16 protein-coding genes are annotated in these 24,568 nt (G+C 38.1%); 3 read left to right on the forward strand and 13 right to left on the reverse strand.

What is annotated here, in order from left to right; translation table 11 throughout:
* The 3 genes from LDB17_RS01325 to LDB17_RS01335 all read right to left on the reverse strand — a co-directional run.
* Window positions 1–291: STN domain-containing protein (locus tag LDB17_RS01325; RefSeq protein WP_393924845.1), on the reverse strand; the 291-nt coding region annotated here is incomplete at its 3' end.
* Between the two features lie 23 nt (window positions 292–314).
* Window positions 315–1,235: a FecR domain-containing protein gene (locus LDB17_RS01330; protein WP_252638933.1), complete on the reverse strand. Its 921-nt coding sequence runs from the start codon at window positions 1,233–1,235 to the stop codon at window positions 315–317.
* Window positions 1,229–1,804, reverse strand: a complete 576-nt coding sequence (locus LDB17_RS01335; RefSeq protein ID WP_252638935.1) for an RNA polymerase sigma-70 factor — start codon at window positions 1,802–1,804, stop codon at window positions 1,229–1,231. The genes LDB17_RS01330 and LDB17_RS01335 overlap by 7 nt, the downstream gene beginning before the upstream one ends.
* A 303-nt stretch (window positions 1,805–2,107) precedes the next feature.
* Between LDB17_RS01335 and LDB17_RS01340 the strand changes: the two genes are divergently transcribed.
* Window positions 2,108–3,310 (forward strand): pyridoxal phosphate-dependent aminotransferase, encoded by a 1,203-nt coding sequence (locus tag LDB17_RS01340; protein ID WP_006842951.1) that lies wholly within the window; start codon window positions 2,108–2,110, stop codon window positions 3,308–3,310.
* On the forward strand, window positions 3,307–3,888 hold the full coding sequence (locus tag LDB17_RS01345; protein WP_252638944.1) for a non-canonical purine NTP diphosphatase: 582 nt from the start codon (window positions 3,307–3,309) through the stop codon (window positions 3,886–3,888). Before LDB17_RS01340 ends, LDB17_RS01345 begins: the two co-directional genes overlap by 4 nt.
* A gap of 130 nt (window positions 3,889–4,018) precedes the next feature.
* On the opposite strand, the gene LDB17_RS01350 is transcribed toward LDB17_RS01345, so the two are convergent.
* The 9 genes from LDB17_RS01350 to ruvA form a co-directional block, all read right to left on the reverse strand.
* Window positions 4,019–5,863, reverse strand: coding sequence for a membrane dipeptidase (locus LDB17_RS01350; protein WP_252638946.1), 1,845 nt, complete (start codon window positions 5,861–5,863; stop codon window positions 4,019–4,021).
* 10 nt (window positions 5,864–5,873) lie between these two features.
* Window positions 5,874–6,665 (reverse strand): DNA alkylation repair protein, encoded by a 792-nt coding sequence (locus LDB17_RS01355; protein WP_252638948.1) that lies wholly within the window; start codon window positions 6,663–6,665, stop codon window positions 5,874–5,876.
* A gap of 244 nt (window positions 6,666–6,909) precedes the next feature.
* On the reverse strand, window positions 6,910–7,464 hold the full coding sequence (locus tag LDB17_RS01360; RefSeq protein ID WP_135105115.1) for a hypothetical protein: 555 nt from the start codon (window positions 7,462–7,464) through the stop codon (window positions 6,910–6,912).
* 36 nt (window positions 7,465–7,500) lie between these two features.
* Complete coding sequence (gene rfbD, locus LDB17_RS01365; protein WP_252638949.1) at window positions 7,501–8,454, reverse strand: dTDP-4-dehydrorhamnose reductase; 954 nt, start codon at window positions 8,452–8,454, stop codon at window positions 7,501–7,503.
* A gap of 13 nt (window positions 8,455–8,467) precedes the next feature.
* Entirely contained in the window at window positions 8,468–9,367 is a 900-nt protein-coding gene (gene fabD, locus LDB17_RS01370; protein WP_252638950.1) for an ACP S-malonyltransferase, read from the reverse strand.
* A 264-nt stretch (window positions 9,368–9,631) separates the two neighbouring features.
* Window positions 9,632–10,345, reverse strand: a complete 714-nt coding sequence (locus LDB17_RS01375) for a response regulator transcription factor (RefSeq protein WP_006842944.1) — start codon at window positions 10,343–10,345, stop codon at window positions 9,632–9,634.
* A gap of 31 nt (window positions 10,346–10,376) precedes the next feature.
* The gene (locus LDB17_RS01380; RefSeq protein ID WP_252638951.1) at window positions 10,377–11,948 is read right to left on the reverse strand and encodes a cell wall metabolism sensor histidine kinase WalK; all 1,572 of its coding nucleotides are present in this window, start codon (window positions 11,946–11,948) and stop codon (window positions 10,377–10,379) included.
* A 171-nt stretch (window positions 11,949–12,119) separates the two neighbouring features.
* On the reverse strand, window positions 12,120–19,580 hold the full coding sequence (gene sprA / locus LDB17_RS01385; protein ID WP_393924846.1) for a cell surface protein SprA: 7,461 nt from the start codon (window positions 19,578–19,580) through the stop codon (window positions 12,120–12,122).
* Between the two features lie 32 nt (window positions 19,581–19,612).
* Window positions 19,613–20,194, reverse strand: coding sequence for a Holliday junction branch migration protein RuvA (gene ruvA, locus LDB17_RS01390; RefSeq protein WP_006842941.1), 582 nt, complete (start codon window positions 20,192–20,194; stop codon window positions 19,613–19,615).
* Window positions 20,195–20,663: 469 nt separating this feature from the next.
* On the opposite strand from ruvA, the gene LDB17_RS01395 reads away from it, so the two are divergent.
* Window positions 20,664–22,715 carry a M3 family metallopeptidase gene (locus LDB17_RS01395; RefSeq protein WP_393924847.1) on the forward strand — a complete coding sequence of 684 codons (2,052 nt, stop codon included), beginning with the start codon at window positions 20,664–20,666 and terminating at the stop codon, window positions 22,713–22,715.
* Window positions 22,716–22,942: 227 nt separating this feature from the next.
* Here LDB17_RS01395 and LDB17_RS01400 read toward each other — a convergent pair whose 3' ends face one another.
* Window positions 22,943–24,049: a hypothetical protein gene (locus tag LDB17_RS01400; RefSeq protein WP_252638956.1), complete on the reverse strand. Its 1,107-nt coding sequence runs from the start codon at window positions 24,047–24,049 to the stop codon at window positions 22,943–22,945.
* Between the last annotated feature and the right edge of the window lie 519 nt (window positions 24,050–24,568).

A 24,568-nucleotide genomic window follows, 5' to 3' on the forward strand; every position in this document is an offset into this window, starting at 1 on the left:
TTTGGCTGATGTTATTATTACGTATTTACCTTTTATAATATAAAAAAAATATTTGTCGTGCAGCAATATGTATACTGCCTCCGTTACCTCTTTGTTGACAATGTTGATAGAAATCTTCTTATGCGTATCAACAACCTTCGGATTGTACGAAAACTCGACACCCGTCTGTTGGGTTATAAGTTTCATGGCCACACCTATTCTCTCATTCTGCAATTTTATGTTTACCATATTTTGAGAGCGCAAGCTAGCAGTGATAAGGATAAATAATGATATAAATATTATTCTTTTCATTCGACTTTAATTATGATCTTTCCCTATTCGATTGTATAGCCATCGCCTATGTGGTCTACTTTCAGGTTTAATGTAATAGCCACTACATCGAGTATGGTAGACAAATCTTCTTTTGTGAATGTTACTGTAATCGGAAGATCTTGGATACTTTTATCTTTTAGCTCTATCTGTTGCCCATAGAATGTATTTAGTTGGGTGATAACTTCGCCTAGAGGTGTTCCTTTAAACTGGAAATTACCTCTCATTGTTTCCGTATAGAATTTATTGTTTTTAGACAAGTAATATCCGCTTTGGTTCATCTTAAGATTTATGCCGGTGTTGTTGTCCGAATAAAACAATACTTCGCCTTCGGTAACACTCACAAAAACTGAGTCGGGAGTATTTGCTTCAACTGTAAACTTTGTACCGATATCTTTTACATATACATTCCCTGCTTTTACAATTTTGCTTTCTGCTTTTTCCGATTGCATTTCAAAAGAAGCCTTTCCTTTTAGATAAATAGTATCTCTTATTCCGTTTTTGCAAAAAGAGATTTCACCTTCTATCAAATTAATTTTAGTACTGTCGGAAAAAGAATACAACCCTTTCTCTGTAATGTTAGTAATTGGATTGTCTTGCTTGCTGTTGAAGATAAAAAATAGTATCGCTACAGCAGCAGCTGCACCGATTATCCAAGCTAGAGGCTTTCTTTTGTTCCTTTTGTGAGATACCGTCTTTAGAGAGGTTTTATTTATATGTTCCTCTAGTATTTCAATCGCTTTTTGTACATCGAAGGAAGGGTATTCGCCCGTTCCCATATTTTGATAAAGCGAAGTGAGCTCAAAGAAATAGTCTTCATGCTCCTGCGACTCGGCAAGCCACTTCTCCAAGCGTATTCTATCTTGAGGAGATAACTCTCCTGCAAAATATCGTGCTAATAATCTGTCAGTGTCATTCGTTACCATAGCCCAATCAGTTTTATTAAGTAATATAACACTACTACGGAAATAAATTCTTTCAGGTTTTCTCTCAAGATCTTCAGTGCTTTAGCTATTTGGTTTTCTACAGTATTTGGAGAGATTGCCAGTTCTTGAGCAATCTCCTTATAGCTCATCATTTCGAATCGGCTAAGTTCAAATACCTCTCTGCATCGGGGCGGTAATTGAGCTATCGCCATCGTGATTTTATAATTCAGTTCTTTTTCTACTATGCCTTCATATACCTCGTTATGCTCAACCGGTTCGTCTAAGGCTATTTGTTGATTGTGCTTCTGTTGCACCTTCATCTGTTTAATTCGGTTTAGACAGATATTATGCACAGCCATATACAGATAAAACTTTATCGACACGGTTATACTCGTATTGAGGCGGTCGTCCCATAGTTTAAAAAATACTTTCTGAACAGCATCTTCTGCCTCGAACTGATCTTTGAGAATACTATAAGCGTATTTACATAAAGGCTCATACCACCTTTTGAACAGGGCTTCGTGAGTTTCTTTATCTGTTAACCTCACTGTCTCTTGAATAAGCTCCACTTTTTTACACTGCTTTTGATAGGGTCGTTTCGGGTTAATTCGACTTCCCTATATGATATATGATAATTTTGTCCGGGTCTTCCACTATGTGAAAAGCAAATATATTCCTTTTTCTGATAAATACCTGCCTTTTTGTTGTTTGAATAGAATAAGATTATTAACATTGTTTGATATTCAATGCATAACGTTGTATATATCTAACTCACAGAACTAAAAATCTATTTTTGCATTCCGGGTATAAGTTTTCCTATAATTCGTATATTTGTGCTTCATTGTAAAATTGTATAAATAATATATTCGATTATGCCAAGTATCTCGCAACGAGGAATAGATATGCCAAATTCGCCAATCAGAAAATTGGCTCCCTTATCAGACTCTGCAAAGGCTAGAGGTCTAAAAGTTTACCATCTGAATATCGGACAACCCGACCTACCGACACCGGAAGAAGCTCTCGAAGCGATTCGGAATATAGACCGCACGATCTTAGAATATAGTCCAAGCGATGGTTACCGTTCTTATCGTGAAAAGTTGATAGGATATTACGCAAAATATAATATTAATGTATCTCCCGATGATATTATTATTACTACGGGTGGCTCAGAAGCGGTATTATTCGCTTTCTTGGCTTGTCTCGATCCGGGAGATGAAATCATAGTTCCCGAACCTGCTTATGCCAACTACATGGCGTTCGCAGCATCGGCAGGAGCAGTTATCCGTACGGTGTCTTCTACCATCGATGAGGGGTTTGCACTACCTCCTGTAGAGAAATTCGAAGAGCTTATTAATGAGCGGACTAAAGGTATCCTTATTTGTAACCCGAATAATCCGACTGGCTACCTGTATTCTCGTACAGAAATGAACCAGATAAAACATTTGGTTCAAAAATATGATCTCTATCTGTTTTCAGACGAAGTATATCGTGACTTTATATATACCAACTCACCTTATGTTTCGGCTTGTCACCTTGTTGGAATTGAGGAGAATGTCGTACTAATTGACTCTGTGTCGAAACGATATAGCGAATGTGGTATCCGCATCGGTGCTTTGATTACCAAGAACAAGGAACTTCGCAAAACTGTAATGAAGTTGTGTCAAGCTCGTCTTAGTCCGCCACTTATCGGTCAGATAGCAGCGGAAGCCTCTCTGGATGCTTCTTTGGAATATATCCGCGACATATACGAAGAGTATGTAGAGAGACGGAAATTCTTAATAGATAGGCTAAACCGTATTCCGGGAGTATATTCTCCTATACCTATGGGCGCATTCTATACTGTTGCCCGATTGCCGGTTGAAGATTCTGACGACTTTTGCGCATGGTGTTTGTCCGATTTCGAATACGAAGGACAAACTATATTCATGGCTCCCGCTTCAGGCTTTTACACTACACCGGGACTTGGGAAAAATGAAGTGCGTATTGCTTATGTACTTAATAAAGAAGATTTAGCGAAGGCGCTTACTGTATTAGAAAAAGCTTTAGAGGCCTATAATTCAAAAGATAAAAAATGAGAAGAAAATTAGTTTTTGCTACCAACAACAGCCATAAGCTCGAAGAAGTAAAAGCAGTTGTTGGAAGCAGTTTTGATATACTCAGCCTAAAAGATATCGGCTGCCACGAAGATATTGAAGAACCGGGAGAGGCATTACAGGAAAATGCTCTGATAAAAGCCCGCTACGTAAAAGATAAATACGGCTATGACTGCTTCGGAGATGATACAGGACTGGAAGTCGAAGCCTTGAACGGTGCTCCGGGAGTATACTCTGCCCGTTATGCGGGAGGAGATCATGACTCGAAGGCAAATATGAAAAAGCTGCTCAAAGAGCTTGATGGTACTACTAACAGGAAAGCGCAGTTCAGAACTGTGATCGCACTGATATTGGATGGTAAAGAATATCTGTTCGAAGGAAAGGTGAAGGGTAGTATTATCACCGAAGAAAGGGGAGACGCAGGATTTGGATATGACCCTGTTTTTCAACCTGATGGATACGATCAAACATTTGCCCAATTAGGGTCAGAGGTGAAGAATAGCGTAAGTCACAGAGCATTAGCTACAAAGGCTTTGTGTGAGTTCTTAAAAAATATTTGAACAATTAGATACTAAGTAGAACTGGCTGAAAGGAAGTAAATAACTTACTCTTCTTTGTCATCCTGAACGAAGCGAAACATCTCGTGTTTTAAAAGGTAAAATCCTTTCAGGCAGTTCTATTTATCCTTACTTACTTTTGTGCTCCTTTTTGAACAGTAGCCATTACCCTAAGGAAATTCCCTCCCCATATCTTAGCGATATCTTCATCCGTATAACCTTTCTCTAAAAGCTTCATCGTAATATTAATCATATCATTGCTACCATTGCACCCAATAAGCCCGCCACCGCCGTCAAAATCGGAAGCAATGCCTACATGATCTATTCCGGCGACCTTTACGGCATAATCGATATGCTCTATACCATCAGATAGGGATGCTTTTTTACGATCTTTATTCACAAAGAGATCAACCAAGCATATTTGCACAACTCCTCCGTTCTTGGCTAAAGCTTGCATTTGCTTGTCTGTAAGGTTTCGGTCATGGTAGCATAGTGCTTGTACCGACGAATGAGAAGCGATAACAGGATGAGTAGAGAGTTTGATAACATCCCAAAAAGTCTTTTCACTCGCATGTGATATGTCAATCATCACTCCCTGTCTGTTCATTTCTTTTATTACCTCTTTGCCAAAGGGGCTTAACCCATTCCATTCACGTGTAGTATCACTCGATGTATCACATATATCATTGTCTTTAGTATGGCAAAGCGTAATATAATTCACACCCATTTTCTTGAATCGGGCAATATTTTCAATATCTTTCCCTATTCCATAACCATTTTCTATTCCTATGAAAATAGCTTTTTTTCCTGCGTTTTTTATTCTAGCAAGATCATCTGTCGTATAAGCTATTTCGCAGATATCGTTATTTTTCTCTACCTGCGAATGGATACCCTTTATCAATCCGTATATTTTGTCGACGGCAGCCTGCGATGAAACTTTATCCCGTTTCCCTTGAGCCGTATAAGCAGCAAAGAAAATAGCATCTAGCATGCCTTCTTCCATCTTCGGAATATTCACCTGATTGTTTTCTCTTTTTCCGATATCGAATCCTGCTTTTTTGAATTCTAAAGGAGTGTCGCAATGGGTATCAATAGAAAATATATGTTTATGCAGTTCTTTTGCCTTTCTGAAAGTTTCGGCTTCAGAAACTATGAATTTAAAGAATTTCAGCATCGTAGTATCTCCCCCGGCCACATGTCCTTCGGGATGCCATTGTACACCGATTATTCTTCTGTCGGGATAGGCTTCTATCGCTTCCACAATGCCATCCTGTGCTGTTGCTGCCAATTTGAATCCGGGAGCCACATCTTTTACACCCTGATGATGGAAGCTGTTGACAAATACTTCTGTTTTTCCAAGTATCTTGCTCAACTGAGACTCTTCTGCAATAGAGACTTTATGTGTTCCGACTTCCTTAGGCTCACTTTGCCTATGTTTTACGCTTTTATTCTGATGCTGTGTGGGAATGTCTTGATAGAGTGTTCCTCCAAAAGCAACATTGATCGCCTGCTCTCCTCTACATATCCCCAACACAGGGATGTTGCGGTCTGTCGCTAACTTTAAAAGTACCAAATCGTAAATGTCACGGATAGAATCTATGTCATTCATATCCGGGATCGCCTGCTCTTTATAGTATAGCGGGTTGAAATCTTCACCGCCGGTCATTACTAATCCGTCAAGATCCTTTACAATATCTCTCAGTACTGTTCCTTTTGTCATCACAGGGATAATAAGAGGTCGTCCTCCGGCTTTGAGAATAGCTTCTATATATGTTCCGGGCACGCTCGATCCACCATTGCTTGTGCGGCTTGCAGAGACTCCGATCAATGGTTGCTGTTTTGCTCTCAGATCAACAAAGTGCGAGTCTGTATATTCATACAATTTTTGCAAATCGGGGACTATCGACTCTTGTCCTCTTAGCGAAAGGATATTCAGAAAGAATAATATAATGAGTATATTATATGTAGTTCTTTTCATTGTTGATCTCTTATTTTTTGTTAATCGTTCTAAGTGCCTTCTTGATTATATATTTCGTCTCCTTTGTCGGATTATTGCTTTCCCATTTGCTTGTAACTTCAATTACAAAATCGGGACGGGTTTTACTTGCGTCATTCAACCAGTTGCCTACGCTATCTTGTACATACTTTTCAGAGTCCGACTTCAACGCTTCTAGAATTGGCAAAGCAATTTCGGGCTGTTGCTTAAGTTTTTCGATATGTTTGCTCCATACCCCATTCGGACGTATAGCTTCTGATGCAAATCTGCGAATATTATGATCTTTGTCTCTAGTCCATCCTAATAATATTGGTATAGCATTTTCTATATTGCGATTCATATCTTCACGAACGGCCATCCATGCAATCTCTCTTACCCCAAAATTACCATCGGCTGCAAAATCTTTGATCGCTTCCAATTTATCGGCAAAAGATATTGATTTGTCTAGACCTATCATATAAGCAGCCCAACAGCGTACATTATCGGATATGTGACTTTTTAGTTCTTTCAACAGCTTCTTATCTGTTTCTTGAAGTGTTTCTCTCAAAAGCGTTTCTCCGATTCTGCGTATTGTTTGCATTGTGCTTGCTTTTTCCAACACTTCAAGGTCTGATAAACAGGCCGTCGCATATTTCTCCGGCAGAACGTTTTTCAAAAGCTCTTTTTGGTCAACAGCCAGCCACTCTGTCAGATTAACAGACTCTATCGTACCCAGATTCAGTTGTTGCAATACTTCGGCCGGTATATCTTTTAAGGATTTTGCTCCTTTTCTCTTAACTTCCATATATAAAATAAATTAAACAGAAAAAGTAACAAAAGTAACACTTTTAAGTATATTATTTGTTGTCACCTTTTTCTTTATTCAATAATGCTAACGATCTTTAATATAAGACAATTTAATAATTAGAAAATACAAGGTTCTGATATCTGTAGTCAAACGTCAGAGCTCAATGTTATTGCCTATAAATAAAAACAGAGGTCTCTTTGTAGGAAAACCTCTGTTGATTTATTCTTTAATATTGGATATGCTAATTTGCTATAAATTTAAACTCAGGAGTAATTTGATATTTCACAAAAGCAGTATCTGATTTTTCCACTTGGTCATCATCGTTGTCGCTATAGGTGAAATTTATAGTCTGAACAATAATCTCTTTGCTATTTATCTTTGATGATACTTCGCTGTAATACTCTACCATATCTTCGTAAGCGACAAGCAAATTATCTTGCAGGTTTCCGCTTTTGTCGTAGCTTAACAAATATTCGGTTATTTCACCATCTGTTATCACTAGGACGGTTAATATTTTACCATTCTCATTCGCCAGTAAAATGCGCCCCATCGATAAATCTTCGGCACTGTAACCTTCTAAACCTTTAACATTGAACAACTGCAGATCGGTATACTCTTTTTCAGTCAGTCTGGCGATATCCGTCAGATCCATGCTGTCTGCCTTATTGCTTAACTGGGTTTCTGAAAGCTCAACATTTAATGTATCCAACTGAGCTTGCTTATTTTCAGACTGTTTATTCTGACAGGATACGATTGTGACCAAAAATATAAAACTGAAAAGATAAATCTTTTTCATTTTAGTAGCTAGAATGTGATTGTAAATTAACTAAGTTCAAATAGATAACAATTCTTTGATGCAATTGTTTAAACTTTCTTCCCATTTAGGGATAGTAAGGTTGAATGTAGATTTTATCTTGGTTTTGTCCAGTACACTATATTTAGGTCTTGTGGCTTTTACCGGATATTGTTCGGTCGTTATAGGGTTCACCTTGCATGTATTGATACCCGCTTCTTTGTGGATTGCTAATGTGAAATCGTACCAGGTAGTAGCTCCCTCATTGGAGTAATGGTATATACCGGGTTTAAATCCGTTAGCTTCACTGAAATCAAGTATTTTTACAATTGTTTTGGCCAGATCTGTCCCATTGGTAGGTGTGCCGTTCTGATCGGCTACAACGTTTAGTGTTTCGCGCTCTTTGCCTAGCTTTATCATTGTCTTCACAAAGTTGTTCCCAAAAATGGAATACAACCATGCTGTTCGTATGATAATACTATCAGCACAAGCTTTCAATAATTCAGCTTCGCCTTCTTGCTTCGATTTGCCATATACAGACTGAGGGTTTACCGTATCAGTCTCAACATAAGGTTTGTTTGCTGTTCCATCATACACATAGTCTGTGGATATATGTATAACTTTAGCATTGTTGTTTGTTGCTGCCAATCCTAAATTGGCAACAGCATCACGGTTGATTCTATAACATAAATCTACATCATCCTCTGCTTTGTCCACAGCTGTATAAGCTGCGCAGTTGATAATATACTTTATATTATTTTCTTTTATAAAGGAATCTACAGCCCTAAGATCGGTGATATCAAGCTCCGCTACATCTGTAAAGAAGAAACGGAAGTTGTTTTCATGATTAGCCGATATTCGTCTTATCTCATTTCCCAACTGTCCGTTAGATCCTGTAACAAGAATATTTTTCTGAACGAGTTCGAACAGAAAAATATTCTTCGCTGTTTCATCTTGATCGTCGGCTTGTTTATTTCCTGAAAAAAAAGCCATTTTGATTTATTTTTTAAATGCAGCTAACCAATTGTTGCTTGCCTGTTGCAGATACCTGTGGTGCTATTTTCTTTACAAGACCTTGTAAAACATTACCCGGTCCAAGTTCCACAAATTCAACAGCTCCATCTGCAACCATATGTTCTACAGATTGAGTCCATTTTACAGGTGCTGTTAATTGTGCTATCAAATTGTCCTTTATAACGGCAGGATCTGTTTCTCCTACTGTAGACACATTCTGATATACAGGACATGTAGGGACTGTGATAATTGTATTGTTTATAGCTTCCGACAATTTTACTTTTGCAGGCTCCATCAATGGAGAGTGGAATGCTCCTCCTACTTTCAGCTTAAGAGCTCTTTTTGCTCCGGCAGCAAGTAACAATTCGCATGCAGCATCAATACCTGCATTAGAACCTGATATTACCACCTGTCCGGGACAATTATAATTAGCCGGTACAACTACTTCATTCTTGATAGATGCACATATTTCTTCTACTTTAGCGTCTGGCAATCCTAACACTGCTGCCATTGTAGAAGGATTCATTTCGCATGCTTCCTGCATAGCAAGAGCACGTTTATAAACAAGATTTAAACCATCTTCGAAAGACATGGCGCCGGCAGCAACCAAAGCAGAGAACTCTCCTAAAGAGTGACCCGCAACCATATCCGGCTTAAATTCATCGCCAATTGTTTTAGCCAATATTACCGAATGGAGGAAAATAGCCGGTTGAGTAACTTTAGTCTGACGGAGATCTTCGTCAGTACCGTTAAACATTAAATCTGTTATGCGGAAACCTAAAATCTCATTCGCTTTTTCGAACATTTCTTTAGCAACAGGAGATGTTTCGTAAAGGTCTTTACCCATTCCTACAAACTGAGCTCCCTGCCCTGGGAATACAAATGCTTTCATTTTCAATATTTATAATTTATATAAGCAATTCAATTCAGGGTGCAAAATTAGTAAAAAAATGAGATATAAGACACTGATAATGCACAAATAAAAAAAGTATGAGTTAAAAAGACATACTTTACTTCTTAATTCACTTTTCAATATTATTATTTTGGATTGATGTAGATAATGCTTTTGCTGCCTCTTGCAAAGGTTATAGAATTACTAAAAAGAAAGGCTAATGATCATATTCTATCATTAGCCTCTCATATATAATTGCATTTATTACTCTGCGCTTTCTTCTTCGTTTACCGGAGCTATCAGTTTGTAACCTTTACCGTGTATATTGATGATCTCAATACTTGGGTCAGGTTTCAATAGCTTACGTAATTTAGTGATGTAAACATCCATGCTACGAGCGTTGAAGTAGTTATCGTCCACCCAAATTTGCTTTAGGGCATGATTTCTTTCCAGAATGTCGTTGGCATGAGCACACAATAGAGCAAGAAGTTCTGCTTCTTTAGTTGTAAGTTTAGTGCTTTCTCCATTGATCGTCAAAATTTGTTTTTGAGTATCAAAGTTCATATTACCAAACTGATAAAGCTGTTGTTCTTTGCTTCTTTTACCTTTCACACGACGGAAGATTGCTTCGATACGAAGAACAAGTTCTTCCATGCTGAATGGTTTCGTGATATAATCATCTGCTCCGGCTTTGAATCCTTCCAGAATATCATCTTTCATATTTTTGGCTGTCAAGAATATGATAGGTATTTCTGTATTGATTGCTCTGATCTCTTTCACAAGAGTGATACCGTCTTTTTTAGGCATCATAACATCCAATATACACAAATCATACTTTTCTTTAACAAAGCCTTTGTATCCAACCTCACCATCGGTGTAGAGGTCTGTGTCGTACCCTTTGGCCTGAAGATATTCTCTTAGCAACATACCAAGATTTTCATCATCTTCACATAAAAACAGTTTCAATTTTTCTTCCATAACTTACTTATTTACAGTTTATTTTGCTTAACTAACTTTTACTCTTCATTATAGGCAGGCAAATTATAAATTTGGTGCCCTTCCCCAGCTCACTCTCGGCTTTTATTGTTCCTTTATGATCCTCTATTATTTTTTTTACGTATGCAAGTCCTAGTCCAAAACCTTTGACATCATGTCTGTTACCTGTTGATACCCGATAAAACCGTTCGAATATTTTCTTTACATATTCCTTTTTTATTCCGATACCATTGTCCTCTACAGCGATGTACAATTTATTATTGCTGTTCCACGTTCGAATCATCAGTTGCAAAGGAACATCTTCTTTTCTGTACTTCACGGCGTTATCGAGCAGATTGAACAATACATTTGTAATGTGCATCTTGTCTGCTTCGATTGCAGATTCGGTAGCCTCTAAATCGATATCGAGATTTCCTCCAAATTTTTCAACTTTGATTTGGAATGTGTTTGCAACCCCTACCACAATGTCATTGGCATCCAGTTCCTTGAGTTTTAGTGTAGCTCTTTGTTTTTCGAATAGCGACATCTGAAGAACTTTTTCTACCTGAAAACTCAATCGTTCCGTTTCGTCGTTTATTACCCCGGATATATGTTTAAATACCTCGGGTGATTTTGTAATAGCCCCGTCTTTTAACATCTGGGCGGCTAAAGATATAGTCGATACCGGTGTTTTCAATTCGTGGGTCATATTGTTCATAAAGTCATTCTTCATTTCCGATAAACGCTTTTGTCGGAATGTGATATATATTATTATTATAAATGTAACCAACAAGATAAAAGTAAATATTATGGCTGGATACAAGAATGATACCTCGCTTGATAGATAGTGCCCTTTATCGGGAAAGTAAACTTTCAGATAGGTAACTTTATTGGGCGGATCATTCGGAAATAGTACTTGTTGATATGCATATTTTTTGTCTCTATCCAGAAAACGTGGTTGCCTATAAACCGGCTTATCATTTTTATCTACAACTTCGTACTGGAAAAGTAACTCTATATTATTGTTTTTTAATTCATTCTTTATCTTAGTCTCCAGATCTTTAAAGTTTATCCTTTCTTCTATAGGCACATCACTTGCCGATTTGAAAATCCTGTTCAAGACATCATTCATGATATCTTTTTCATATAGGTATCTCTTTATCTGCTCTTCCTGTAGGTCGAAGAATGTTTTTGAGATCGCATTTGTGCCGCTTTTAGGCGACTGGAATACCTGTTTAGGCGGTGTTGTTTGTACCGTAGTCACATTGTGTTCCATATAAATGACTGTACCGTCGGGCGCGGTCATCTTTGTTCTTTGCTGCTGTGTAACAGTTTCTTCCTGTGGCTGATTTCTTAATGCCATAGAGCGATTGTAAGCCGCTGCATCCTTCTTCTGTGTTTCAATGAACGCTTCATCCAGATATTTTTTTGTTTGATCGAGTTCCAAATTTCTTGAAATTTGAGCCAAACTACGGTTTACCGCTTCATTAAACTGATCGCTCCTCAATCTTATTGATTCGCGTAAATAGGTTATTTGTAAATACAACAGACCAAAGAATGCTACAGCCATTATTGCTGCGAGTATCCAAATTGTCGATTTTTTCATTTTCTCTTAATATCCTCAGTCTTCTCTAGTCAATTAAATAATGCGATAATTATCAAACATTAACCTTTTGCACTGAACAACTATTTAACAATTGAGAGTAAGATATTGTTTAACATTTGAGGAAATAAACTTATATGATTTTTTTTTCTTATGCAAACTTATCAATATTTTTTATTGTACAAGTGTAAATTTTAAACTTATTCCAAAATTACTATTTGTTGTTGGATAAGAAGATGCTGAAATCAACGGTTTATTTAAAATCCTGTCATAGAATGCCCTTAGGGTGAGCGCACGGCTCAAAGTATAGTCGGCTGATATCTTTAATGTAAAAACTGTAACCCCACTGGTGGCTTGGGTAAAATATTCTTCTATTTTTCTCAACAAGGCTTCTGATGATTTGTAAGATACCTCTGTTTTTATATTCAGGTCGTTGTTGAAATTCTTCGGTGTTCTGGATGTTAATCCTATTACCCTATTAAATTCATTGATACGGTAACCGAATCCCAATACAAATTCTTTTTCGAGATATTCGATGATCTGATAAGACGACATGTTCAGCGTAAGTGTACGCCCACTATTGTACTGAGCGTTGATATTCATGTTGTTGTTGAGTATTCCTTCGGCTCCGATCAATGGTCTGAACAATTCCGTAATACCTACTGATGATATATTGTATGGCGATGATGGGATAGGGTTACCTCCGAGTACATCACGTATATACCCCAAGTCATCACCTCCGCCTATGGCTTGTTGCCAGCCGGAGAAAGAGCTGTAACTTCCTACCTGATAAAAGCAGCTATAGGAATGACTCAGCCTCAACGATCTGAACTTAGATTTAATAAGAGGTATATTGCTTAAGCCATCGTAGGTTATGTTCCAGTTCGGCAGGATAGACCATATAGATGGGAATGCCGACATGGAGATGTTGTTTACATCGCGCCCTGTATAGGCTGCTATAAAAGCAGGAATAAGTACGTCTCCCGAGTTTGCATTTACTGTTGCGGCATTTCCACTTGCCAAGCCATCGGGTAAGGTTACATTGTTGTACTGTTTTTGTAGCCTGTTTTTAATTATTTCCTTATAAGCTAAGAATTTGTCGAATGTATCGGATTGATAGTCATTTTTTGAGTTGCTGCCTCTAAGTGTTGTTTTTAAAGCAATAGTAGTCATAGAGAAGTTTCCGCCCAGTGTGCGTGGCATCCCTTTCGACATATATTGGATTTCAGTTCTCTTATTATTTTCGTAATTGGCATTAAGCTCTATTTTGAGATTCTTGATAGGTTCTATCTGAGCTCTTAGTTCCAACTTTTCGGCACTGTTATATACAGCAGGCGAGATATTCATAGTATCCATCACCAACCAATCTCTACTCAACGATTTGTTGATGAATTTTTCTCCACCTTCGAGACCGAATGCAAACCCCAGACCCGGAACAAGTCCGTACTCATTTGTGTCTTTCTGCCCAAACATGTCTCCAATGGTTGGAATAAATCCTGAAAGATGTGTTTCTCTTCGTTTCGAGTAATTAATATTCAGGGTGCGTAATGACATTAAGCCTCTAGCCGAATAATCTAAGATATCAGTCAGAAGCTGTGAGCTATTCGGATCATTGATCTTACTCTCGACGTTGATCAGGATATTTGCAGAGTCTTTATTCGTTATTAATATTGTATTTGTATCTGTCTTTTTGAATTTTACAGAATACGGTTTACCGTCTAGCTTTGCTGATACCTGTATATTTTTCGTATTCAGTCCGTGCCTTAGAGTATATGTTGTATCCTTTCGCAATGTAATATCCTGAGTAAAGCGCCTTCTTTCAGGCTGTCTCTTTTCTTGCTGTCTTTGAGTTGGAGACTGTCTTCTTCTCGAATCGAATCGATCGTTTACTTTTTTGAGAAATCCCCATTTATTGTATAGAGAAACCATGTCGATGCGATTGGTAAAGTCTAGGGTTACATTATTGCTTATGGTATTTCCTACCTCTATTCCTTCTACTTGTGCTCCTCGATCCCACTGATAGCCACTTGTGTAGCTGGCATTGGATGTGAGCCAGTCGGTAGCCGGAATGTTCTTGAATGGCAATTGATAAGTTACTCTGGCTATCTGGCGATAGGATAGGGGGCTGCCTAAGTTTCTGATACTGTGCATAACCGAATCTTTCCATATTTCGTAATGCTCTCGATTCAGCTTCTTATTCACCTGTAGGTATGGTTCTTCTATTTCGGCTCTGGTTCCCGATTGGAATGAGAATTTCAGATTTTTTGTAAAATCCCAATTGATATTAAAATCTCTGTCCCATAAGAAAGATTGGCTCCACGACAAGAACTCATTATTATTACTTCCGCCCAATGAGTAACTTTCTATGTCACGTAAGAGCGTCTCGCTATAATAACGGGTAATCCTTGAGTTGAGGGCAATGTTACTTGGCAGGTAGTTGAACCCGAGCGATTTGGCATACTTAGCCGCACCGGATTTACTTTTTGTATTCTTGAAAGGCTCCCACGTTTTCACTATCGGGCTATAATTGTAACCAAAAGTCAGATTGTAATTTTTGGTAACATCGTAGACTGTACTTGGATTTTTAATCTCAGTCTGATTAAATGAATATCCGATATTGAAATTGGCCGGGTCGTAAGGCATTGGTGTCTTACTTTGTATATTCACTTTTATATTGTTGAGGCTAATACTCTTTGTGGTAGACTTCTCTTGAGCAAGACTTTTTATCGAGTCTTTTTCGGCTTTAGTTTCTACCAAACTGAATGATTCTTTCAGCGTTACATCCTGATCGAACGGATCGTATTTAGGCGTTGTCGTCTGATTGGAGTATGAATAATATAGCGGCAAGCTAACCTTTGCCTTTTCGGGTAAAAAACGACCCAAATCTATGTTTGCAGCTATGCTGTATGTATGATAGTCATCTTGTCGTCTTTCCATCAGGCTTTGATCCAGAGCTCCGAATCCGGCCGTTTCCTTCCGTCCCGAAACACTGATGTTTCCGAGGTCCGAAAGAGCAACATTCAGACTTCCCTGAGCCGCCCATCCTCCTTCTTCGTCAAAATCGGTCAGGCGAAGCTCGTTGATCCATACCTCACCCGATTTGGTTAGTCTGGAGTTGTTGCGGACACCGATCATGATTACGTAAACATCAGATAAAGAGGGATTACCCATTACACTTACTTTATTGTTTGGCTTATCAGGGTCATACTCATGGTATAGGGTTGTATAAGAAACCGTTGAGCCCGACTTTCTTTTTTCTCTGTTTCTGTTCAGTTTTATATTTTTCAGTAACTCGAGAGGAAAATCAAACATATTATCTTTAGGCCATACCACAGCCCTGTCTCCGTTTCCATAATTGCCTTCGGGTGTTATTGTTAAAGGTATTTCATATTCATAGTAATTGTTCTTGTAGTCAGAACCTAAACGCATAAATACAGATATGTCTCCATTTGCCAACTCAGTTCTATTTATAAGATTTTCGGCATGTGTAAATAATTGTATGCGCTTATAGCGTCTCAGGTCGTAAGATGTATTCTTGTATATGGCTCGTGCATCTTCCGGATCGAGATTTGTCACGCGCATTGATAGCGATTGCTCGTTTTCTTTGGTCAATTGTGTTTGGTCAGGATCTAAAGATCTGCTTAGTCCTGGAGGCAATACATAATTTACGGGTTTTCTTTCAGAGTTTTCTTCGATATTTACTGTCGAAATATCAATAGACCCATTTCCCATCTTAGCCCCACTTGTTAAGTCCTGATCGTAAACACGCCAATCACCTCTAACAAGCTGTAAGGTTCCGAATCGCAGCACTGTCTGCTGTTCAAAATCAGTCAGGAACATTCTCATGAAACGGATGCTCTTGAAGTCGTTGATATTTCCAATTCGTTTTCCTTGGCGAATTGGAATTTTGAACTGATACCATCTTACCTTTTCTTCTTTTCCGTTTCGGAGTGGGACAGTAACCTCTCGTTCGTCTACAATATAGTTGCGGCCGACATTCATGCTGTCCGGCTTCAGCGATACCCTATATTGGTAATACGATTCATTTTCATTCAACGTGTAATCCTGATCTATATCTTCTACATCGGGAACTCCACGTGCTGCGGTAGAATACCTTTCTCCACTTTGATCTGTCGGTTTCGAATTTCCTTCTGTACCGTTATAGTATTTGTAGCGGTCGAGTATCCCTTTTCGCTCGCGGTCGTAGTCTGAGCCACGATAGAAATGGTATAAGTCTCTCGAAGGAGTATTGAGTGGAGAGAAAGGATCGTTTGCCATTTCATTCAGCGTGCTTTGAGGTAGCTTAGTCTTCAGATTGTCTAAGAAATCCTTATATACGCCGTATGTTTTTTCTTCCTCTTGATTCAATCCATTAAGCCCGACATCCTGTTTTTCGCGGGCAATAGCTCCCAAATTATCATCGAATGCATATACGGTAGATTGGCGTGTAGGTACTTTTCCCCACACAGTTTTTGTATATGCTGTAGGATCATCATTGACAGGTAGTCCGTTTTCGTAAAACTTTTTCCCATCTTTCAAAACATCCTCCGATATTTCTCCCAGATTGAAATAAAGGTCTCCTCCTTTGTGCGAGCTTGAAAAATCTTTAACAAATGGATCCATTAGCCAGAATTCAATGTATTCGATATTTGATGCTTCGAAGTCACGCACATCCATTTTACGTGTAATCCCCGCCCAGCGATCTCGTGGATTTAATAATTTCCCATCCGAATCTATTTTTTCTCCATCCAGATTGTAAGGCCCCCTTTCGTTAGGGTAGTACGATAAGTTTAATGTTGGTATTGTTGCCGATTCTGTTTGTCTGATATCCCGGTTCGGGTATATTTCGGTGATGCCAATTTCCCTGACATAGTGATCTGATAAAGAGTCACTATTTATATAACTTGGTGTAAGCGACGACCCTTTGCGTGTAAATAGCGGATCGATGGTAAACCAAGATAACATGGCTCTGTTTTTTGCATATTGGATACTGTCCGAAGGCTTATTCCCTGAAATTGTAGGTGGGTATAGAAATCTAGGCAGCTCTTTTGGTGTTGACGCAAGATTCCATGCATAAGGGCTTTTGAGCTCGATGCGTGATTGTGATGACTCAAAATCATCGAGATAAGAGAATCCTCCTGTATCTTTATTTTGGTAATGCCCCGGTATCATGTGTGCAAACTCTCCCATAAAACTGATTTGAGGAGGCTGTGTTGCATTTACAAATGGTATCTTGTCAATCAGGTTGGTGAGCCACATCGATTCGGTTTTATATGACGTATTCAATCCCCATAAGGTATTATTGACAGATTCTTCGCCGATAACTGTTTTAGTCGTAAGGGGCTTTTCGTATAGATGCATAATTGTACCGCCGATGTTGAAATTCTTTGAGATATCGTAGCTCAGATTCAGCCCCATCATTGTTTTTCGTTGCATACCTAGCGACCGTTCTTCTAACGAAGCCTGTATATTGGCATCAGAATCTATCAGGTTCTGATTTATGATAGTGACTATACCCGATGTGTAGTCAACTATATAGTCTGTTCCTTCGGTGAGGAGCATTCCATTGGCTGTAAGTTTGACTGATCCCTGTGGTATGTTTGTTGACATCAGGTCAATTTCAGCTTTGCTGTTCGATGATCCTCTGAATGAACCGTATATCTTGAATTTGTTTTTTTCTGCGATTTGTCTGGCTACGGTCAATGTCGAGTCATATAATTGCTGGTAAACATACTTTTCTGCAATAATAGGACTGCCTATTTTATTCGCCAGATGCTTTCCGAATGGTTCAACCACAGGGAATATAATGCGTCCGTTCTGAGACTGGACGGTATATCCTTCAAGATAGTCGAAAATACCATCGCCTTTTGTTCCGTCTTTTTGGGTAACTTCTTTATTCTGAGAGTTCAATCTGTCTAGGTTCATCACCTTTATCAGAAGTTGATTTTTAATGTTTCCCTCAGGCAGATAGTTTATGTATGTACCTAAAGTGTCTGATTGATAGGCTATGTTTAATCTAAAACGGTCTTGTTGTATATTACTTGCGCCAAGGGAATAAATGTTTTTCATCATCAAATCCCATGTATATGAGCGTGGAGACAGAGAGATGGGCTTTAATAACTTTACAAACAAAGCACCTGATTTGGGGTTGCTTGACTCATAATTGGCAGATATATCCGTTGATAGTTCTCCTACTTGATATGTAGTTCCATTTACTGTATACTGGTAAGCTACTGCAAGTACTTCGTCGGCTTGTAATGCAGAGTTTAGAGATAAGTACCCTAGTTGTGCGTTGTATGTATATTCCGAAGAACTAAGCATTCGCGCACTTTCTATTTTCTCATAGTCGAGTCCGCTTTCTATATAGCCATTAAACTCGCTGGTTACTTGAGAAATATCCCTAGCCCTGGTGTGTGCTGTGGTCATCGTACCATATAGGTTATTAGCGGCATTATATGGTGTCTTTACAGAGCCTGTCCCTATCCATTTTGGATTTTTAATATTGTCACGCTCTGCAATATCGGCAAAGGCAACAATATTTCTAGACTGCATAAAGTCGCTTCTCCTATTCGTAACCCACACTTCTATTTTAGTGATTGATACAGGTGAGTTGATATAAGGGATTCTACTCATTGCATTATCGTAACTATCACGGAAATAGTATCCCAAGAAGAAGTGTCTGTTTTCGTCGTATTGATCAGCCTTAAAAGAGAATTCGGTTGTTTGTATTCCTCCCTTTGTATTTACTGTCTGCGACTGAGACTCCTGTTGAGAGATAACTGTATTTATCCGTAGTTTTCCGAACTGAAGTTCTGCGTTGATCCCGAATAAGGCTGTTCCTCCGTTGATGAGCGAGTTTGTTGTACTCATGCTTACGTTTCCGGCCTCTATCTTCTTTATTATTTCGTCCTCCTTTCCATCGTACCCCAATTTCAGCTTTTTAGAGTCGAAATCAAATAAGGCCTTGGTGTCATAATTCATGCCGAAGTTGATTTTATCACCAACTGAGGCTGTTACGTTCATCTGAATATCTTCTTTGAACTGAAAGGTAGTGTGACTTCTGTTGCGTTCCGAGAGGGTAGGGTTGTCTGTACTACTTCGCTTAAAGCCCATTGTAGTTTCAACGTATCCTTGTGTTCTCACCTTTACTCCACCGGGTCCAAAAAGCCGCTCGGCCGGACCTAAGTTTAGTTTTATGTCTTTCAGCGAAAACTCATCTTTTTCGTCCTTCTTGTCGTATGCTTCTGCATTTTTAGATCTGAAATATCTACTCATGGATTGCTTGAGGGTGTAATCCATATATTCGTCAGAACTTAAAGAAAAAGGAGTGGATATTTCTTGGTCTCCGATTTTTGTACGGAAAATATACAGTCCGCTGGCCGGGTCATATTCTACAGACTTCTTTAGGTTGTCGGGATCTTTGAGGTCTGCCGGAGGATTAGCGTTGAGGTCTTTATAAGTTTCTATCTGAGTTTTCTTTACCGGAAAGAGAGGTACAGTATCATTTGTTTCTAGCAAAGAGCTTTCTTTTTGGGCAATATCGATTTCCTTTTTTCCGTAAATACCGGAAAATAAACTGATCGAGCTTACTAAAAGCGTGATAAAAAACAAATATTTTGTAAGTTTCTTCTTCAATCCGACAAGGTAAATATAAATAGAGTGAATGATCAGAGCATTTTTAGTGCCGTCTTTATTACTTGCTCAACAGTGCTGTCCGGTTTGTCCTTCAATATTTTGGATACTGCTTTCTGCGAAGCCTGCTGTGGAAAGCCTAACATTACCAGTGCTGCGATAGCTTCTTCTCCGGCCTGACTTGTTTTTGCAAACATCTCTACAGACTCAATTCCACTGACCTTGATTTTATCTTTCAGGTCAACAATTACACGTTGGGCGGTCTTAGTGCCTATGCCCTTCACGGTTTTTAGTATATCCGAATTGCCAGAGGCTATTACGTTTGTTAATTCCTGCACAGTCATCGACGATAGAATCATACGACCCGTGCTTGCTCCTATGCCCGAAACGCTTATCAATAAGATGAATAGCTCACGTTCTTGTTTTTCGGAGAAACCATATAGCTGGTAGGCGTCTTCTCTTATTGCCTCATATATGTATAATTTGGCACTCTTTTGTCCTGATATACTGGTATATGTATTTAAGCTTATGTTTATAAAATAACCTATACCATGTGTTTCGAGTGTAGCGGAAGTAGGGGTCAGTTCAGCGATATCCCCTTTTATATAATCTATCATAATCGGTTCGTAAATTTTACTAATTTATAACGTGTAAATATTAAAAAAAGTATATTTCAAGACGATTTAGAGGTTGTTTAACTTTTGTCTTATATAGTATACGCATAATAAATTAAGGATATTTGCTATCAAATCCAAATTCTTATATCACGCCTCTTTGCGTATGCCATTAAATAATAATCTAAAAATGAAAAATCAAATACTCTATCTTTCTTGTTCGTGTTTGCCATTCAGGCTTCTTATTTAATGGGCAAAGGTAAGATTTTTGTGTTACTTTTTGTACCTTTGTATGTTTCCATTGAATTATTTAATTTAAAACTATAACGATAAATAGAGTCCTAAATCAAGCAAATCATTTATATATCGGTAAAATTGATAATGGAAGTTAAATAAAGAGATAATTGATAACCTCAAATATTTGAATTATATGAAAAAAAAGTGTTTTTTCGTTTTATTATTAACAATAGCTATGACTACAATTCAAGCTCAAAACCCGTTTTTTTCGGCGTATAAAACGCCTTACGATACACCGCCGTTCAATAAAATCAAGAACGAGCATTACGAACCTGCTATAGAAAAAGGAATAGCAGAGCATCAGGCTGAAATAAACAAGATAGTAATGATCAGGGCGGTTCCTACCTTTGAGAATACAATCGTTCCTTTGGAAGAGTCCGGAAAGTTGCTAAGTAGAGTAACATCTGTGTTCTTTAACCTACTCAGCTCAGAGAGCAATGATGAGATGATGGAAATAGCACAGCGTATTCAACCAAAACTTTCGGAACATTCCAATTCAATAACATTGAATGAAGGTTTGTTTCAAAAAGTGAAGGCTGTTTATGATAAACGTCTGGAATCGAACCTTACACCCGAGCAAATCCGTTTGGTAGAAAAAACATACCGTGGCTTTGAAAATAGCGGGGCAACACTTGTAGGAAAAGATAGAGATACATACAAAGAACTTTCTACAAAGTTGAGCCAATTGACTTTAGATTTTGGACAGAATGCTTTGAAAGAAAGTAATAAATTTGAGATGCTTCTCACAGATGAGGCTGATTTGGCAGGATTGCCTCAGATGGTGAAAGATGCTGCGGCAGCCAAAGCAAAGGCTAAAGGAAAAGAGGGATATATCTTCGATCTTTCTGCGCCTAGCTATATCGCATTTATGAAATATTCTACTCGCCGTGACCTTCGTCAGAAACTGTATATGGCATATAATACAAAATGCGTAGCAGGTGGAGAGTTCGACAATCAGGAGAATGTGAAAGAAATAGCTAAAACCAGAATGCAAATAGCGAATCTTTTGGGTTATCCGGATTATGCTACTTATACATTACGTAACAAGATGGCAAAAGATAAGGAGCATGTTTACGGTTTGTTAGACGACCTGTTTAGTGCTTATGCGCAGGCGGCTCGTGAAGATGTGAAGATGGTAGAAGGCTTTGCAGTAGGGATGGAAGGAAAAGCAATTGACCTGCAACCTTGGGACTGGTCTTTCTATTCAGAAAAACTTAAAGATGCCAAATATAGTGTAAGCGATGAATTGGTGCGTCCTTACTTTGAATTGGAAAATGTAAAGAAAGGTGTTTTTGGTCTGGCAACAGATCTATATGGAATCACATTTAAAAAGAATACTAAAATACAGGTTTATCATCCCGAAGTAGAAGCTTTTGATGTGTTAGACGAGAATGGTAATTTTTTGGCTGTTCTGTATACAGACTTTCATCCACGTGAAGGAAAACGTCAAGGAGCATGGATGTCTGAGTTTAAGGGACAGTATGTAGAAAAAGGAAAAGACTCTCGTCCGTTTGTTACTATTGTGATGAACTTTACACGTCCAACAGAGACTGAACCGGCTTTACTTACTTTCGACGAGGTAGAAACATTCCTTCATGAGTTTGGACATGCTTTGCATGGTATGTTAACCAAATGTACTTACGAAACACTTTCAGGTACAAATGTTTTACATGATTTTGTAGAGCTGCCTTCTCAGATAATGGAAAACTGGTTAACAGAAAAAGAATATCTAGATAAGTTTGCCGTTCATTACAAAACAGGAGAAAAAATACCTGCTGATCTTGTCAAGAAACTTGTAGATGCCGCCAATTATAATGCAGGATATCTATGCTATCGTCAATTATCATTCGGATACCTTGATATGGCATGGCATACATTAGAGCAACCATATACAGGTGATGTGATCTCATTTGAGCGTAAGGCAATGGACAAAACAGCCTTGTTGCCAGTAGTAGAAGGCACTAATATGTCTACATCATTCAGCCATATATTTGCCGGAGGATATGCTGCCGGATATTATGGTTATAAATGGGCGGAGGTATTGGATGCAGATGCTTTTGCATTGTTCAAACAAACAGGTATTTTCAACAAAGATACAGCTCGTTCGTTCCGTGAAAACATTCTAGAGAAAGGGAATACCGAAGAACCAATGACTTTGTATGTTAAATTCAGAGGGCAAGAACCTACTGTAAATGCATTGCTGGAAAGAAATGGTATAAAGAAATAAAGCCAGAGAGAAATATTACAAAAAGAGTCGTCGGGGTTTTCCGATGACTCTTTTTTTTATGGAAGGGTTGAATCTTATTGCATCAATAAAAAAGGAGTTGTCATTGAAAAGGACAACTCCAATTATAGACTTAATGTATTACAAACTTTCTGAGTTTTTTATTTTAACCTTAATGTGTTAATCGATATGCTTTATTCTATACTTTACTGTTTAATAGTGTTTTATGTTTAAAGCTTCCAGTAAATAAGGCTGGTGCGTATAGCACTATTTGAACTTAATCCCTGTCTTAATGTCCAGTTCGATAAATCGGGTCTAAGCATGCTGATAATAACCTTATCTCCTGCATTAAATGTTCCTCCTAATGTTACGCTATAACTATAGTCTTGTTGGTTAGTTGGTAGCCCTAAAACTACTACGTCAATTTCAGCAGCATCCATAAGTGTAGATTTGTCATTCTTTTGAAGATATATATAGAATGGTAAACGGTTCTGGGAGGTTGTTCCAATTCGTCCGTAAAGTCGCAGGGAGAATGCATAGCTTCCCGATTCCGTTATTGTTATATCTCCGAATGGAAGTTGATTTGCCTGAGAATGATCGCCACTTACACTATTATAAGTTGTGCTGATAGTAATATCACTGGTTAAGTTTTTTAGGTTTATACCGATCATACCGTCACCGATTTTTATACTACTACAGCTCTGACCCAAAAAATCGATAGAAGGTATAATTGTTGCTGTTGGTGATGATACTGTCGGTGTCCCAAATATTCGGTACATAACTTCTCCTCCTCCGTAGGCGAGTTTGCCCCCAATTCGTTCCATCGACAGGCCGTTACCTATTGATGCCGCAACAGTTCCTGAGTATGATCCTCCATTTCCTCCTAAATAAGGTACTTTTAGTATTCCTTCAAAAGGAACATTTGCCGTGTAGGTATTAGGCGTCATTTGAGAACCACTACATATTAGTGATGTAATTTGAGGTTGTATTACAGGGCTGTCGTCTATTTTTCTCCATTCTGTACCGGTCCATGTGTGTACGCCACTTACGAAATCGCCGGTGTTTGTTACATTGAATACTGTCATTCCGACATGCGTTCTCTTTAAATCCGCTTTGTTGCTTGTGTATTCAGCCACCTCTGAATTTGTAGAAGTATTCCAATACATCGGGTATAGCTCATTTTTATTTGTAAGTAGAACACGAGGGAGAACTACACCTTTGTCTGATGTTTGGTTTTCACTTTTGGGGGTGAATTCCTTGATGTCTAAAACGGAACCTCCCTCCGGTGATACATTCGAACCTATTGTTACTTGTGCCGTAGCATTACTTGCGATCATAAAGCAAGCAAAGGTCATGCATAGGTAAGCGAAACTTTTGGTTTTCCTTGTTTTTGTCTTTTCCTTTAATCCGTTAAGGTGAATTAAAAAGTAATTAAGTAAATTGTTTGTTGTCATAAATGTAAAAGTTAATTGTTTGTGTATTTAAGTCTGAAATTCCTGACATTTCATTATGATATGTTTGTGTGTATGGTATGCCCAAAATGCTTTGTGCAAACAAATTACAAAATAGATAAAAGAGTAATATTTTATTATCTATTAGTATTAAAGACTATAATTTGATTTTCTCTGGGTATTAATTTTGTAAAATTTCCTTATATCGAACGGTTTAATTTTTGTTTTATAAAGTTTGTTATGTTAAATGAGTTCGTGTCAAAGTTTGTTTGCAAATGTAATGTTTATTTTTTATAAATACAATATTCAAATTTAATAAAAGAATATTGATTGTTGTTGAATAAGTCTTCGATCTTTTTTGGAAAGTGATTTTGTTATTGTATTGAATGAGAGTCAATCACGGAT

It is taken from the genome of Dysgonomonas sp. Shenzhen-Wh21, assembly GCF_043392705.1.
Lineage (GTDB): Bacteria > Bacteroidota > Bacteroidia > Bacteroidales > Dysgonomonadaceae > Dysgonomonas.

What these genes read in the sequence shown, in the direction of transcription:
- fabD (WP_252638950.1), bottom strand. Translation starts at nt 9,367, where the DNA reads ATGAAAGCATTTGTATTCCCAGGGCAGGGAGCTCAGTTTGTAGGAATG.
- LDB17_RS01395 (WP_393924847.1), top strand. Translation starts at nt 20,664, where the DNA reads ATGACTACAATTCAAGCTCAAAACCCGTTTTTTTCGGCGTATAAAACG.
- LDB17_RS01360 (WP_135105115.1), bottom strand. Translation starts at nt 7,464, where the DNA reads ATGAAAAAGATTTATCTTTTCAGTTTTATATTTTTGGTCACAATCGTA.
- LDB17_RS01345 (WP_252638944.1), top strand. Translation starts at nt 3,307, where the DNA reads ATGAGAAGAAAATTAGTTTTTGCTACCAACAACAGCCATAAGCTCGAA.
- LDB17_RS01375 (WP_006842944.1), bottom strand. Translation starts at nt 10,345, where the DNA reads ATGGAAGAAAAATTGAAACTGTTTTTATGTGAAGATGATGAAAATCTT.
- LDB17_RS01355 (WP_252638948.1), bottom strand. Translation starts at nt 6,665, where the DNA reads ATGGAAGTTAAGAGAAAAGGAGCAAAATCCTTAAAAGATATACCGGCC.
- LDB17_RS01330 (WP_252638933.1), bottom strand. Translation starts at nt 1,235, where the DNA reads ATGGTAACGAATGACACTGACAGATTATTAGCACGATATTTTGCAGGA.
- LDB17_RS01400 (WP_252638956.1), bottom strand. Translation starts at nt 24,049, where the DNA reads ATGATCGCAAGTAATGCTACGGCACAAGTAACAATAGGTTCGAATGTA.
- ruvA (WP_006842941.1), bottom strand. Translation starts at nt 20,194, where the DNA reads ATGATAGATTATATAAAAGGGGATATCGCTGAACTGACCCCTACTTCC.
- LDB17_RS01350 (WP_252638946.1), bottom strand. Translation starts at nt 5,863, where the DNA reads ATGAAAAGAACTACATATAATATACTCATTATATTATTCTTTCTGAAT.
- LDB17_RS01380 (WP_252638951.1), bottom strand. Translation starts at nt 11,948, where the DNA reads ATGAAAAAATCGACAATTTGGATACTCGCAGCAATAATGGCTGTAGCA.
- LDB17_RS01340 (WP_006842951.1), top strand. Translation starts at nt 2,108, where the DNA reads ATGCCAAGTATCTCGCAACGAGGAATAGATATGCCAAATTCGCCAATC.
- rfbD (WP_252638949.1), bottom strand. Translation starts at nt 8,454, where the DNA reads ATGGCTTTTTTTTCAGGAAATAAACAAGCCGACGATCAAGATGAAACA.